This is a genomic window from Spiroplasma endosymbiont of Amphibalanus improvisus (assembly GCF_964030645.1).
Taxonomy (GTDB): domain Bacteria; phylum Bacillota_I; class Bacilli_A; order Mycoplasmatales; family Mycoplasmataceae; genus CAXIPX01.
In genome coordinates, this window is record NZ_CAXIPX010000004.1 from 111233 (window position 1) to 126787 (window position 15555).

The following is a 15555-nucleotide window of genomic DNA, read 5'->3' on the forward strand; positions in this document are numbered from 1 at the left end:
TTTTCTCCTTCCACTCATCCGGGTGTGTCAATATAATCTTTTTATATAATATTGAAAAAATATTAAAATGTCAAATAAAAATCTAATTAAAATAAAAAAGAACTTGAAGTTCTTTATTGCGGTAAATTAAATTCTTGAGTTTTTTCTGTAATTTTTGTTCTACAAACTAAACAATTTTTATCATAAGGTACAGGTTGCCTTGTGTATTTAGAAATATTATGTAATGTTGCGTGCTGATAATTTCCATTTATATTATTTTTATTATTATTTTCACTAAAATGTGTTTTTCTATTATTGTAATCAAAACCGGGGTTTTGCATTGTGTCGATTTCTTTTTGCTTTTTTTCTTGTTCTTTTAACAAATTTAATTTTTTTCTATTAAATTCTGTTTTTATTTTATTTAATTCTTTTTTAATTTGAACATTTTTTTCATCAATGCTTTTTTGTAATAAATTAATTTTTTCAATTAATTCTTGTTTTGATGCATTTTGATTATTATCAATATTTTTAGCAACTGATGTTAAAGAAGTATTTTTGTTTATATTTGTTTTTTGAGCGCTTTTTATAGATATTAGTTCTTCATCTATTTTTGTCTGTTCATTAATATTATTTATTATATTTTCTACATTTTTTTCTTTAAAATTATTATCCATTATTTCTTCTGAAGAAAATTCTTTGGTTTCTTTATTTATTTTTGATTTATTAAGTGAATTTAATTCTGGAATATTTTCTTCCGCTTCTTGTTGTTCAATATATACTGTTCCATCTAAAACTGTTTCTTCTATCAGAGGATCAGACTTTATAGCTTGATCTTCTGGAATTAATGAACGCGGAGTATTCAGAATTGGTTCATCTAATCTTTTTTCAACTCTTATAATTTCTAAACTTGCATCATCATCTTTTTTATCTTCATCATTCTTACGACTAACAGAATTAATTTTTTCAATAATTAATTCTTCGGAAAGTGGATTTGTTTTATTTCATTCTTCATGAGCACTTACAAAATCTAATAGTTTATAATTTTTAAAAATTTCATTAGAAGTTATAAAATAATTTATTTTTTTAACTAATTTATTGTAATTAGAAATATAATTTTTAAACAACTTACTTGGTTTTGAAACATTACCTTCTATTAAATTATTATTAGCAATTTTTATAAAATTTTTACGATATTCTTTAGATAAAGTTAATAACTTATTCAATTTTTCAACTGCTTCATCAGATAGATCTTTTTTTAGTTTTGTTAAATCAGTTTTATCATTGTTAGGTTTTTTTGAATCTTCAACATAATTTTCTGGCAAATTATCTGAAAAAATAATAGTTTTGCTTTCACTCTCATTTTCTTCTTGAGGTTTAGGTTTTTCTTCTTTTTTTGAATTGTTTAAATCAGAAAAAGAATTTTTGCTAAATAATATACTCTGTTCATCTTCAACTTTTTTATTTAATTCAAAATTTAAATTAGCGTTTTGAATTGTTTGTGTTTTTAAATTAATATCATTTTGTATTTGTTTATAATTTTTAATATTTTTCCTACTTAAAGAATCATTTAATTCATCTAAAGCAAAAGCTAATTCCTGGGTATTTAACAAATCTTTATTATCAAAAGTATTTTTTTCAGAATAAACAAAATTTTTTATTTTTAGTTCATTATCATTTGTTGATTGATCTTTTAATTTAGCAACTTTTTCTAATGAATTTTCTGTTTTAATGTCAACAACTGAATTAACATCTTCAAAATCTTCTGATTTAAATTTTGATTTTTTTATTTTTTGTTCTTCTTGTTTTAATAAGTGTTTATTTTCTTTTAACTCAGAATGTCTCAACAATGATTCACGATCTAACAATGGTGTTACAATTAAGCACAAACTTATAAATATTAAACAAGCAAATATTAGAGAGCCTATTGTTCCGAAAAAGAAGCAAAGCCCAATAACGGCAACTAGAAAAATGATTGTTAATGGAGTTGTTATTGTTTGACTGTTTTTTTTAAAACCAATAATATTTTTGATTGATAATGTTATAGCTATTAAACTAATACCAATTAAAAAACCAGCAATTATATAATCAGGATTTGTTGATACAGGGAAAAAATTTTGTGAATAAACATGTTTGTTAAAAAAAGAAACAATATTATCAAAAAAATTTAAATTTATTAAATTTAAATCATTTAAAATTATAGAAATACCTACTAATAATTCAATAAATGAACTAATAATAACTAATGATCATCCGATTATAAATATAGTGCCAATCATTTTATAAACCCTTTATTAATATTTTTTATTCATCCAATATCTGTTAAAAGATGATTGCTCTTCTTCAACTTTATCTTCAGTATTATCATTATATAAATTGCCAAATTTATCTAGATTAATATTAAATAAATTTAACTCTTGTTTTAACATAATTTCTTTTTGATTCTCACCATATTTACTTATAACATAATTATTCAATTGTGTACTATTGATACCACTAATAAATTTAAACAATTTTAAATCATCAAAAATTGCATGCATTAAAACTAACAGATCTCTAAAAAATTCATAACCTGTAATGTGGATATTTGTAAAAACTATAACAATATCTTTGTTTATATTATAAGCTCTCAAGACTTCAGCGAATTCATTTTTAATATATTCAATAGGATCATCAAATTCAATTTCATTTAAAATTACAGAAGAATTTAATTCATTTTGCTCTTGTTCTGAAATGTGACTAAGTGTCTTAGAAAATAATTTGATTCGATCTCACAAAACTCTTTTATCTTCTAGTGTAACTAATGGTAAAGACTTTACAATTCTTTTTAATAAGAATAAAAAAGGAGAACCATATAATTTGATTTTCTGTGTATCAGCTTCAATTAAACTTAAACCAAATAAAGATTCTTTAACATCATCGATAACTTGAATATCATTATCAATAAATAACGAAATAAACTGATTATCTTGTTCTTTATTTTTTATAACACCTAAAACATTTCGAATAATTTGAACACGATTGTCATAAATGTCATCAGTTTTATTTTTTTGATTTAAATTATTATCATTATTGAAATTGTTGGAAGAGTTTATATTTCTATAAATTCTATCTTTTTCTTGAGAAGATCACTGATCACGCATACTTTTAATTCTATTGTATGGATTAACTGACATAATAACGACCCTCCTATTATAAATTGATAAATTATCTTATGTATACAGATTATACTATTTATAATAATTATACCATATTTTTAATATTTTTTTTAATAACGAATCCACTCATTAGTGATGCTGTTGTAAATTTTTGAAGGTTTATTATCTAATTTGCCATCTTTTACAATAAAATCAACTTTTTTATCATTATTATAATTTTCTAAATCTAATAGATAATTTTCTCCCGAAACATTAACGCTGGTTGAAAATAATGGACCAGTTTCTGAAATTAACTTTTGTAACCAAGGTTTATTAATGACTCTTACACCTATGCTATCAATTTCTGAAATTAAATCAGAATAAGGATAATCAAGATTTTTTAAACCGATAATTGTTGTGGGTTCATTCTGTGTCCCTAAAATGTTTTCATCCTTTTGTTTTAAAATAATTAGTTCTTTCAACATTTTTACACTATTAACTAAAACAATTAGTTCTTTATTTTTTGGTCTTTTTTTTAATTCAAAAATTTTGTTTTTACTATTATGATCACCAATTAAACATGTGTATCCATAAATAGTGTCAGTGGGCAAAATACCTAATTTAAAATTTATTAAATCATTTTTTATTTTTTCATAATCTTGTAGTGAATAAACGTTCATTTTAAAATCCTATTTTTTAAAACAGTATTGATGAACCGTCAAATGCAGCAGAATTAATAAGTGCTCCTAACGGCAACATAACTAATGGGATTAAAAATGCCGATAAAATTAATTTTCAACAACCTCGCCAGAAATCTGCATAATTAACTTTCGCCAATCCTAAGCAAGCCATAGGCAATCCGGCGGGGGTTATTAGGTTTACAAAACCTTCGGCACATACAAATGCTGTAACAACACCAGATTCACAACCGATTTGTTGAGCAGAATTAAGGAATAAAGGGAGAATAGCCAAGGCAAAACCTGAAGTTGATGGTATTAAGAAAGCTATCGGTATAAATACAATGTAACAAAACAATACAAATGCTCAAGCGGGCATCGAACCTATCCCTGATGCAATTCCACCAGCAACTGTTGCTCCAAAATTACTATGATTTCCATCGAGCAAGATGCCAACCCCGCCAGCTGTCGAAATAATAAGTGCTACTCCAAGTAAATCGGAAGCACCACCAATAACTGAGTTTATGTGATCTTCTTCACTTTTTCACATTAAAACACCAACGACAAAAGAACTAATGAAGAATAAAGTCGCTAAGTCAATAAATAATCCCCCATCAATATCAGAGAATGCTGTTGTTGTTAAAAACGGGAATCATTCAATCAATAAACTAGCAATATAACCTTGTGAGCCATTACCTGATCATGTGTCAGGGTCCATCCCAAAGAATGTATATCAAGGTAATTCTAAAAGAACCATTATGACAAAGTTTGCGACAAAAACACCACAAATAGCTTTTCTTTTTTTTGTAAACTCTGGTAATTCTTCTAAATGACCAAAAGTTGATTTATGAATTTCACGATCTTTATAAACAATAGATTTTGTTGGATCTTTTTTAATTTTTATTGCATATTGCATTGTAAAGAATATTGTAGCTGCCATACAAAGCAAGAAAATTAAAATTCTTCAAACAATACCATCCATAGGACTTATATCCATCACACCAGAAGCTATAATAACTGAAAACGGAGCAATAGTAGAACCAAGAACACCCATTCCAGCTCCAAATGTCACAACCATTATTGTTGTCATTGCATCAAAACCAGCAAACATCATAACTGGAATTAAAATAGGATAATATGCAATTGTTTCTTCGCACATATTGTAAATGGTTCCGCTTAAACCGAAAAACATAATACAGATAGGGATCAATCATATTTCTTTCCCTTTTAGTTTTTTGATCATTAATCCCATAGCAGCCTCTAAAGACTGAGATTTTAATATTAAATAAATATATGCTCCAATTGCTAAAACAAAAGCGATAACATCAGCCCTCGCCATAATACCTTGAATTGTAGCCTCAAATATGTCCATAATTCCTAAAATGTGGGCATTAGTGGGGTCACCATTTTTATCAATAGATTGTTGCACAGTACCTGGGATCCACGTAATAACAACAATAAGCAACATTAGAAACAAAATGATTGTGAATACAGAAGGTATTTTAAAACTTTTCTTTTTTATTGATAAATCCATTTTTTTTCACCTTATTTTTTATTAATATTATTTCTTAAATTCAATACCAATCAAAGTAATTGCGTTTGTTAAAACTTGATTAAAGCTTTTGACAAACATTATTCTTTGATTTGATAAATTAATATTTTTGTAATCTAGAACCTTATAATCATTATAATAAGCATGGAATAGTCTTGCTAAATTTTGCACATACTCACACAGAATATTAGGCTTTCTATGTTTTACAGTTGATACCAAATAGTCTTGAAACAAATCCATTTCCAACAATAATTCATTTTCTTGTTCGCTATTTAATAAATTAAAAGTTTTAGTAGTCCCGAACTTTTCATCGCTATTTGCTTGTTCTACAATATTTTCACTTCGGAACAATGCATGTTGAATATAAAATAGAGGGTTTTTAGAAGTTTTATCATTAAATAAATTAATATCAAAATCCATATGAGTATCTTGTGATTTAGAAGTTAACATGAATCTAACATAATTCACTCCAACAGTTTCTACAATGTCCTTAATTCAGAGAGCAGTCCCTTTACGTTTGGACATCTTCAATTCTTTTCCATCTTGAATTATTCTTACCATTTGAATAGTTTGAATTTCAATAAGATCATCTTTATTGTATCCAGCGACTTTAACACCTATTTTTAAACGAGTAATATACCCGTGATGGTCACCACCTCAAAAATCAATTATTTTATCCGGTTTGCCCCTATCATATTTAGAACAATGAGATGCTATATCTGGTGTCAAATATGTGTATGTTCCATCGCTTTTTCTTAATACCCTATCTTTTTGATCGCCGTGTTTTTCAGTTTTAAGTCACAATGCTCCATCTTTTTCATAAGTGGAATTTGTCTTTTCATATTTTTTTAATAAATTATCGATTAATTTTAAATCATAAGCCTCTTGTTCGCTTATGTAATAATCTATGTTTATTCTTAATTCTTTTAATGTTAATTTTATTCTGTCCATGAAAAAGTTTAATGATTTATCTCTAAATATTTTATGGACTTTTGAATCTTCGATTATAAAATTATTAACGTTTAAATTTTTAAATTTATCTTTAAATTCATCAACAAACAATTGTGCTAAGTCTTTGTAAATATCACCCTTGTAACATTCATCAGGGATTTCTTTATTGATCCCTAATAAATTAAGATAATTAATAAATACAGTTGTAACAAGAATGTTAACTTGAACACCAGCGTCGTTTGTGTAATATTCAGCAATTACATCATAACCACAAAACTTCATAACTCTTGCAATGGTATCTCCAATGGCGCCATTTCTAGCATGCCCAATATGCAATTCTCCAGTCGGATTTGCAGAAACAATTTCTAAACTAAATTTGTAATTTTTCTTTTTGCCCTTACCATAATTTTCTTTTAATGATAAAACTTCTTCAATCGTTTTTATTAAAAAGTCGCTTTTAAAAGAAAAATTAATAAACCCTGGTTTTACACACTCAATTTTACTAAAACATTTTAATTGTTTTTTGTTAATAAATTCAATTATTTCATTAGCTATATTACAAGGATTATCTTTTAAGTCTTTCTTGAGCAACAATGCTAAGTTTGTAGAAAAATGTCCGAATTGCTTATTATTCGGTCTTTCAATTATTACATCTTTTTTTAAATTACAAGAAGATAAAAATTCATCTAATAATTTTGAAATAAATTTAACATTATTATTCAATTTTTTTAACTCCTTTTAAGTCTTATGAAATATATATTTCTGTATTATATATTATTTTTTAAAGATATGAATAAAAATCTATCTTTTTTATTTGTGTCTTTAAAAAATTTATAATTAATTTTATTTAAACAGATATATTTTTCCATTAAATCATAAATTGGTTTTTTTTGTTCATATCCAAATTCTAAAAATATAATACCTTCGTTATTTATTATTTTATGGTAATTTTGAAAGAAAATATTATAAAATTCTAAACCAGTTTCTGTAAACAAAGCTTTTTTAGGTTCATAATTTTTAGTACTGTAATCTACACTTCGGTCTTTTGATGATATATATGGTGGATTTATGATAATTAAGTCACCTTTTAAATTTAGTTTAATAAAGGGTTTTAAGAAATCGCCTTTTAAAAAAGTGATGTTATTCGCACCTAAATCTTTAGCATTTTTTCGAGCTACCTTCAAAACTTTGAAACTTATATCACTAGCATAAATATTAGCTTTGTAATTTTTAGCAATAGATATAGCTATATTCCCTGAACCTGTACATATATCAAAAACATTTATTTTTTTATTTATTGATTGAGTTTTTAAAAAAGATAATGCTTCTAAAACCATTTCTTCAGTTTCTGGCCTAGGAATTAAAACGTTTTTATTTACATAAAATTTATTATTTAAAAAATATTTTTCATTAATTAAGTATTCCAATGGAATTGATTTATTAATTTTTTTAATTAATTTATCAATTTTATTAATATTTAAATTACACTTTTCATACAAAGAAGTGTACAAATCATTAATAGAAATATTTTTTAAATAACAAATAAAAGATTTTGCGATTTTTTTATTATGTGATGGATTTTTAGCATTTAATTTTTCACAAATATAATTAATAACCTCTTGATTTGTCATTATTTTTTTTCTTTTAATCTTCGATAACACCTTCCATCTTTAATCTTTGTTCTTCGTTGATAAGAGCTGCGATAAGTTCTTCAATATTGCCATTCATAATATAATCTAATTTATTTAAAGTCAAACCTATTCTGTGATCGGTAACTCTGTTTTGTGGATAATTATATGTTCTAATTTTTTCGCTTCGATCACCTGTACCAACAGCTTGTTTTCTTAATTTTCCTAACTTTTCGTTTTGAACTTTTAGTTCAGATTCATAAATTTTACTTTTTAAGTGTTCCATCGCTAAGGCTTTATTACTGTGTTGAGACCTTCCATCTTGTGAAGTTACCACTATACCAGTTGGGATATGTGTTATTCTAACTGCCGAATCTGTTGTATTAACATGTTGCCCGCCAGCACCAGATGATCTATATGTGTCAATTTTTAAATCTGTAACTTTTATATCTACTTCTACATCTTCTACTTTTGGTAAAACTGCGACAGTAGCTGTTGATGTATGCACTCTGCCTTTTGATTCGGTTTTAGGAATTCTTTGAACACGATGAGCACCAGATTCAAATTTCATTTTAGAATAAACATTTTTTCCTTTCAAGGAAAAAACTATCGATGAAAAACCTGAATGTTCTGCTTCTCTTGCTTCCAAAACATCTAACGTTCATTTTTGAATTTCAGAATATCTAGAATACATTTTAAATAAATCACCAGCAAAAATATTTCCTTCATCACCACCTGCTGCACCATGAATTTCAACAATTACATTTTTAGAATCATTTGGATCTTTTGGCAAAAGTTTTATTTTAACTTCTGTTTCAATTTTTAGAATTTCTTCTTCAGAATTTTTAATTTCTTCTTTTGCCAAAAGAATTCAATCAGGGTCACTTGATTTCTGCATTTCTTTTGCTTCAGCAATATTATTTTTATAATTTTTATATTTACTATAAAGATTCGCAAGTTCTTCTATTTTAGATTTTTCCTTCATCAATTCAGTCATTTTTGCAATATCATTTATTATTTCTTCAGTGGTCAACTTGTTTTCTATTTCGTTAAAACGTTCTAAAATCGCTTCTAAACGTTCAATAGTTTTTTGATTCATGTGCGCTCCTTTAAAATAATAATTATTAATTAATTAAATAATTCGTGACAGTGACGACATCTTGCCTGATAATTTTCTTCGCTACCTATTAAAACAATCGGGTCTTTTTTAGAAGCTGGTTTACCATTTATCAATCTTTGTGTTAAAGTCCCTGCTCCGCCACATCTATTGCAAACCGCATTTAATTTATGTACAAAATCAGCTTTATAAAAAAGTTTTTCAGTATTTAAAAATGGGTCTTTTTTAAAATCACGATCTAAACCTGCGACAATTACAATAATATTTTTATCTGCTAAAAACTCAATTATTTTTATAATCTCTTCATCAAAAAATTGAACTTCATCGACACCAACAACATTTGTATCTTTTTTTATTAATTTTAAAATATCAATAGCTTTTGTAACGGGTTGTGCTACGATTGTTTTCTTAGAATGACTAACGATATCAGTTTCAGAATATCGTTTGTCTATTTCTGGTTTAAAAACTTGAATTTTATAATTCGCAAATCTTAATCTTGTAATTTTTCTGATAAATTCTTCTGTTTTACCCGCGAACATACACCCCGTTATTAATTCTATGTAGCTAAAATTTTTTTTATTATTCAATAAAATATTGACCATTATATTAGACCTCTAGTTTAAATATGTTTTTAATACTTTAATAAAATTTGGTAATTCTTCTAAATTCGAAATAGAGCAACCTGCTGCAAGTTTATGTCCACCACCATTAAACTGTTCAACCAAATTAATTAAATTTACATGCCTGCTTCTAATAGAAATTTTTCAAAAATTTGATTTTTTATCTTCTACAACAAAAAATCAAATTTTAATTTCATTAATATTGCTTAAAATATTAATTAATGATTTCGCATCGTCAATCGATACATTTTGTTTAATAACATCTTTTTCTCGAATAACAACATAGCCAAATCCATGTTGTTCTTCTAAAATGACATTATTAAACAATCATTGTTTGAACTTAAATATATTTAAGTTTGAAACGTATAAATCATTATAAATTTTAAAAATATCTACATTATATTGTAAACATTTTTGTGCCATATGGAATGTTTTTTCGTTAGTTTTAGGATACAAGAATCTTCCGGAATCTGTTATCAGTCCTAACATTAAAGGTTCTAAAATTTTTTTATTTAATTCTAATTTTGAATTTTCCAATATTTTAAAAACTATTTCACAATTTGCGATATATTCTGGTTCAACTAAATTTATGTCTCCGAATGGTTCATTACTAATGTGGTGATCAATTTTTATTATTTTTTTACATTTTTTTCAATCAGTAAAATCTATTCTCGACTCATTGGCTGTATCTGAAATTATTAATAAACTTTCGCTTAATTCAATATTTTCTATATTATCAAAACCGCCTAAAAAGTTTAGATATTGTGGGATTCTATCTCCAGTAATTTTAACTATTTTATCTGGAAAATTGTGTTCAATAAAAAATTTAAGTCCTAAGGAAGAACCAATAGCATCACCATCAGGATTAATATGTTGCGTTAAAATAATGTTTTTAAATTTTTGTATTTCTTTTAAAATTATCTTTGACATTTTAACCTTATTCTTCATAAATAATCATTCTCGTTTTACCATCATATATTGTTATAGCTTTTTTATTAATAAAAATTTTATTCATTTCTGAAAATTTAATTGCAGTTTTAGAATTTAAATTAATTTTAAAACTTCCATTAATGTAAAAAGAATAAATTAATTCATTATTTTGATACATAATTCTATACAATTGAATTTTTAATTTATTAATAATATTTCTGTTGAACATAGAAGTTTTTTTAAAAGAAACTAATTCTGAATTAATCCTTAAAATAATTTCCGCTGGTAAACCATACATTTTTTTAAAAGTTAAAAATTGTTTGTTATCGATGAAAATTGTTTGCTTCAATTGTTGAAAATCACAATAAAAATAATTATATTTTTCATATTTCTGATCATCATCTGTTAGATGATCATTGACTTCTAAAGGTTTATTATTTAAAAAAACATATTTTTTATCGACAAAAACAAAACTAGTTGCTAAATCATGAACTTTGAAAATGTTTTTATCAATAAATATAAAGATTACACCTGGTTTTAATTTTTGATACATTTTTATTATTTCTTTTAACTCTAAAGTTTCTTTTCTCGTTATAGTATTAAAAATATTATTTAAGATAATAATTTTTTTATCTAATAGAAAATTATTGATTATGTGCATTTTAATGTTGTCAAAAAAAGATAACTTAGTGATTGAACCAAATCACTTTAATTGAATTTTTAATTCTTGCATAATTTTAAAAACTTTTATATTAGCTTTTTTAAAAGGAGAATCTATTAAAAAAGTCTTTTTTATTTTATTTTCAATATAATTTACATCAAGATAATCAATTTTTTCATCCAAAACTTTTTTGTGATAATTATGAACTTCTTCAATAATTTTACCTTTTAAAATTCCACCTTCAACAGAAAGATATGAAGAAATTAACTCTTGTTGTTTATCTGTCAATTTTTTTCTTAAATCCCGACGTAATTTTAATCAAACTTGAACTTCAGCTAGTTTTATATTTTTGTTTTTTGTAAAATAACGAATTTGCTTTAAAGTTTTAAAAAAACCATTTTCTTTTATTATATTAGTTCTTTGCTCTTTCATTTTTCTTTTTGTTACAAAAATATTGTATTTAAAGTAATTTATATTAGCTGAAATAATTTTTTCAAACTTTTTGGTTATAATATCTAATTCTTCATAGCGAAAGTTTTCATTCAAAATATCATTTTTTTTATTTTCTTTTTCACAATTACAAGATAATCTTAATTTTTCTTGTTCATAAATAATATCTCACATTGCTTGAAGCAAAATAATTCAATGTTGATAAATGATAATTTCTTCTTCTTTGTTCAAATAATCAAAGAATTTATTTTTAAAATTATCACCTTCATCTGGTAATAATTTATTTATTCAGCTTTTATTTAAATTTTTTATTTTTTTGTTATATTCAGTTAAAAGTACCGAAACTATTTCATTAAATGTTCCCGTGCATTTTTTGAATAATAAATCTAAAACTTTATAAAGTTCAAACAATTGGACATTATCATATGCTTTTTTTATTATTTTATGCTCAAATTTTTCATCATAATATTCCAAAAAAGCATTTCTTGTAAATTTCGGAGATCTTAAAAATAAAAATGAAATTCTCAATTTCAAAGGGATTAAAGGTATTTTAAAACGTTGACTACTTATTACGGCAATTTCACTTTTTTTGTTAGATAAAAAATATAATTTTTCATCATCTATGAAAACATCACCTGAAGTTATTTTTAAGTCACCTGTTAAAGATTTTATAAAATTTTTTTGTTCTTTTTTATCATTAAAAATAAAAGCTGTTTTAGAATTATTTTCTAAATTAAAGTTTATTTTCGATTTTACTTTAGTTTTTTTGAAACTAAAGTCTTCTAATTTAAAAGACATCTTCCTATACCTTATTTTTAAAATATACATATAAATTATACTGATTTTTTTTAAATAATAAAAAAAACTAAAGTTAAACTTTAGTTTTTTAAAAATTATTTTTTTGTTAAATCATCTAAAGTAGCAAGTTTTTCTTTTTTAGGTTTTGATACTAATTTTTCTTTATTGATTTCTATTTGTTTTTTAGAAATTTCTGTAACTTGAGATTCTATTTTTTCTTTTTGCTTAAATTTACTTTTGAATTTTTCCACTCTACCAGCGGCATTAGCAAATTTTTGATTTCCACTATAGAAAGGATGACAAGATGAACATGTATCAATCTTAATGTTTTCACCTAAAGTAGAACCGATTTTAATTTTGTTTTCACAAGTTGTACATTCAAAAACTGAATTATAGTATTTTGGATGAATATCTTTCCTCATAATTACCTCACATAATAATATAACATATATATAGAGAAATTTCTAAATAAAATTAAGCTTTTCCTTTGCAACCAAATCAATTTGTCAATTCGTCAAATGTATCTTTAATTGCTTGTGCACCTGGTTGTAATAATTTTCTTGGGTCAAAACCTTTATTAATATCAACTTTGCCTTCTTGAACATATTTTTTTGTTGCTTCAGCAAAAGCCAATTGACATTCAGTATTTACATTAATTTTACTTATCCCCAATTTGATAGCCTTTTTAACTTGTTCTTGAGGAATACCTGAACCACCATGTAGCACCATAGGTTTATTTGCCGCTTTTGAAATTTTTTCTAATGTGTCAAAAGATAAACCTTTTCAATTTTCAGGGTACTGACCATGTATGTTGCCGATTCCTGCGGCTAAAATATTTATACCTAAATCTGTTATTTGTTTAGCTTCTTCAGGGTCACCTAACTCACCATCGCCAATAACTCCATCTTCTTCGCCACCTATACTTCCGATTTCTGCTTCAACTGAAACTTCATGAAGTTTAGCATATTCTAAAACTTCATTAGTTTTTTGCATATTTTCTTCAAATCCTAAATGTGAACCATCGAACATAACACTTGAGAATCCAGCATCGATAGCTTTTTTGGCAGATTCAACACTTTGCCCGTGATCTAAATGTAGCGCAACTGGAACATTGATATCCAATTCTTCTAAAAGAGCATTAGTCATTTGAGCGACAACTTTATATCCACCCATATATTTAATAGCACCTTCTGAAGCTCCGATAATAATTGGTGTTTTAGAACTTTGAGCAGCTTCTAAAAGAGCCTTTGTTCATTCCAAGTTATTGATATTAAAATGTCCTACTGCATATTTTTTCTTTTTAGCATTATTTACCATTTCTGTGGCATTAACTAAACGATTGCTATATTTTTTTGACATATTTTTCTCCTTAATTAAACTTTACTAATAAGATAACATTTTAAATATTTATAAACAAATTTAAAATTAATTTATTTTTTAATAGTTTTGACAAAAGCTTCAAATATTTTATTTGGTTTATTTGGTCTAGATGTAAATTCTGGATGAAATTGCGTCCCTATAAAGAAAGGATGATCAGGGATTTCAACGACCTCTAACATATTTCTAGATTTATATATACCACTAAATTTCATTCCCTTATCTTCAAGTTTTTCTTTATAAGCATTATTAAATTCAAAACGGTGACGGTGTCTTTCTGATGTAATTTTACCGAATAATTTATAAGCTAAAGTGTTTGGTAGCAATTCAATCTCATAAGCGCCAAGATGCAATGTCCCACCTAATTTTTCATTATTTTTTACAATAATATCAAAGACGGGATCATTTGTTTTTTTATTAAATTCAGTTGTGTTGGCATCTTTTAAATTTAGAACATTTCTAGCAAACTCAATAACTGCAACCTGCATACCTAAACAAATTCCTAAAAAGGGAATTTTGTTTTCTCTAGCAAATTTAGCTGCCAACATTTTTCCTGTAACCCCTCTTGAACCAAAACCGCCGGGTATTAATATACCTTTAGAGTTTTTAAAAATTGATTTATAATTTTCTAAATTAATAATTTCTGAATTTAATCAATTAATTTTTACTTTAGTTTTATTTTCAAAACCAGCAATATTTAAAGATTCTATAACTGATAAATATGCATCTGGTAATTCAGTGTATTTACCTACAATATCTACTTCGACCAATTCGTTTGATTTTTGAATTTTAGAATTAAATTTTTTTCAACCATCGATTGATACTTGTGTTTTTGGTTTCAGTTCAAGAAGATCCATAACTAATTCATGGGCTTTTTGTTTATACATTTCAACAGGTATTTCATAAATACTTTGAACATTAACCGCATTTAAAATATTAGTACTTGGTAAATTACAAAATAAAGAAATTTTATTAATTGTTTTTTCAGACAGTAATTCTTCAGATCTTGCAACAATGATGTCAGGCTGCACACCGTAAGATAGTAATTCTTTTACTGAATGTTGAATAGGTTTAGTTTTAAATTCTTTAGAAGCTTTTAAATATGGTATTAAAGCAACATGAATAAATAATATATTTTTAGAACCAACTTCGTTTTTAATTTGACGGATTGATTCGATAAAAGGCAATGATTCGATATCACCGATCGTTCCACCTACTTCTATAAAAATTACATCAGCTTCACTTTTTTTTGCAGCACCATAGATCCGTTCTTTAATTTCGTTAGTTACATGTGGAACCACTTGAACGGTTGAACCGTGATAAAGTCCTTTTCTTTCTTTCGAAATTATAGATTGATAAATTTTACCTGATGTAATACTTGAAGTTTCATTTAAGTCCTCATCAATAAAACGCTCATAATGACCTAAATCTAAATCAGTTTCAGCGCCATCTTTTGTGACAAAAACTTCTCCGTGTTGGTAGGGATTCATTGTTCCTGGATCAACATTTAAATATGGATCCAATTTTTGCATAAAAATTTTTAAACCACTGCTTTTTAACAAAGAGGCAAGAGAGGCTGCTGTTATTCCTTTTCCGATACCAGAAACTACTCCACCTGTTACAAAGATATATTTTGGCATATTTTCTCCTATATACATAAAATAAACAATCAGGAAACCTA

At 25.5% G+C, this 15555-nt stretch carries 13 protein-coding genes; all 13 read right to left on the reverse strand.

Translation table 4 applies throughout. The features are described from left to right. Positions 1 to 113: 113 nt before the first annotated feature. Entirely contained in the window at positions 114 to 2255 is a 2142-nt protein-coding gene (locus tag AAHM77_RS03345) for a hypothetical protein (protein WP_342252712.1), read from the reverse strand. A 15-nt stretch (positions 2256 to 2270) separates the two neighbouring features. Beyond that, positions 2271 to 3152: a hypothetical protein gene (locus AAHM77_RS03350; RefSeq protein WP_342252713.1), complete on the reverse strand. Its 882-nt coding sequence runs from the start codon at positions 3150 to 3152 to the stop codon at positions 2271 to 2273. Between the two features lie 92 nt (positions 3153 to 3244). Then, positions 3245 to 3793, reverse strand: a complete 549-nt coding sequence (locus AAHM77_RS03355; RefSeq protein WP_342252714.1) for a Sua5/YciO/YrdC/YwlC family protein — start codon at positions 3791 to 3793, stop codon at positions 3245 to 3247. Positions 3794 to 3809: 16 nt separating this feature from the next. Then, complete coding sequence (locus AAHM77_RS03360; protein WP_342252715.1) at positions 3810 to 5324, reverse strand: hypothetical protein; 1515 nt, start codon at positions 5322 to 5324, stop codon at positions 3810 to 3812. 27 nt (positions 5325 to 5351) lie between these two features. After that, on the reverse strand, positions 5352 to 7016 hold the full coding sequence (gene argS, locus AAHM77_RS03365; RefSeq protein ID WP_342252716.1) for an arginine--tRNA ligase: 1665 nt from the start codon (positions 7014 to 7016) through the stop codon (positions 5352 to 5354). Positions 7017 to 7060: 44 nt separating this feature from the next. Next, positions 7061 to 7924 (reverse strand): peptide chain release factor N(5)-glutamine methyltransferase, encoded by an 864-nt coding sequence (gene prmC, locus AAHM77_RS03370; RefSeq protein ID WP_342252717.1) that lies wholly within the window; start codon positions 7922 to 7924, stop codon positions 7061 to 7063. A 13-nt stretch (positions 7925 to 7937) separates the two neighbouring features. Further along, entirely contained in the window at positions 7938 to 9020 is a 1083-nt protein-coding gene (gene prfA, locus AAHM77_RS03375; protein ID WP_342252718.1) for a peptide chain release factor 1, read from the reverse strand. A gap of 29 nt (positions 9021 to 9049) precedes the next feature. Next, positions 9050 to 9640 carry a thymidine kinase gene (locus tag AAHM77_RS03380; protein WP_342252719.1) on the reverse strand — a complete coding sequence of 197 codons (591 nt, stop codon included), beginning with the start codon at positions 9638 to 9640 and terminating at the stop codon, positions 9050 to 9052. A gap of 12 nt (positions 9641 to 9652) precedes the next feature. Then, the gene (locus AAHM77_RS03385; protein ID WP_342252720.1) at positions 9653 to 10588 is read right to left on the reverse strand and encodes a DHH family phosphoesterase; all 936 of its coding nucleotides are present in this window, start codon (positions 10586 to 10588) and stop codon (positions 9653 to 9655) included. A gap of 7 nt (positions 10589 to 10595) precedes the next feature. After that, a complete protein-coding gene (locus AAHM77_RS03390; protein WP_342252721.1) occupies positions 10596 to 12497 on the reverse strand; it encodes a hypothetical protein in 1902 nt (633 codons plus the stop codon). Between the two features lie 95 nt (positions 12498 to 12592). Beyond that, positions 12593 to 12919 carry a 50S ribosomal protein L31 gene (rpmE, locus tag AAHM77_RS03395; protein WP_342252722.1) on the reverse strand — a complete coding sequence of 109 codons (327 nt, stop codon included), beginning with the start codon at positions 12917 to 12919 and terminating at the stop codon, positions 12593 to 12595. Between the two features lie 52 nt (positions 12920 to 12971). Further along, on the reverse strand, positions 12972 to 13856 hold the full coding sequence (gene fba / locus AAHM77_RS03400; protein WP_342252723.1) for a class II fructose-1,6-bisphosphate aldolase: 885 nt from the start codon (positions 13854 to 13856) through the stop codon (positions 12972 to 12974). 71 nt (positions 13857 to 13927) lie between these two features. After that, a complete protein-coding gene (locus tag AAHM77_RS03405; protein ID WP_342252724.1) occupies positions 13928 to 15514 on the reverse strand; it encodes a CTP synthase in 1587 nt (528 codons plus the stop codon). Between the last annotated feature and the right edge of the window lie 41 nt (positions 15515 to 15555).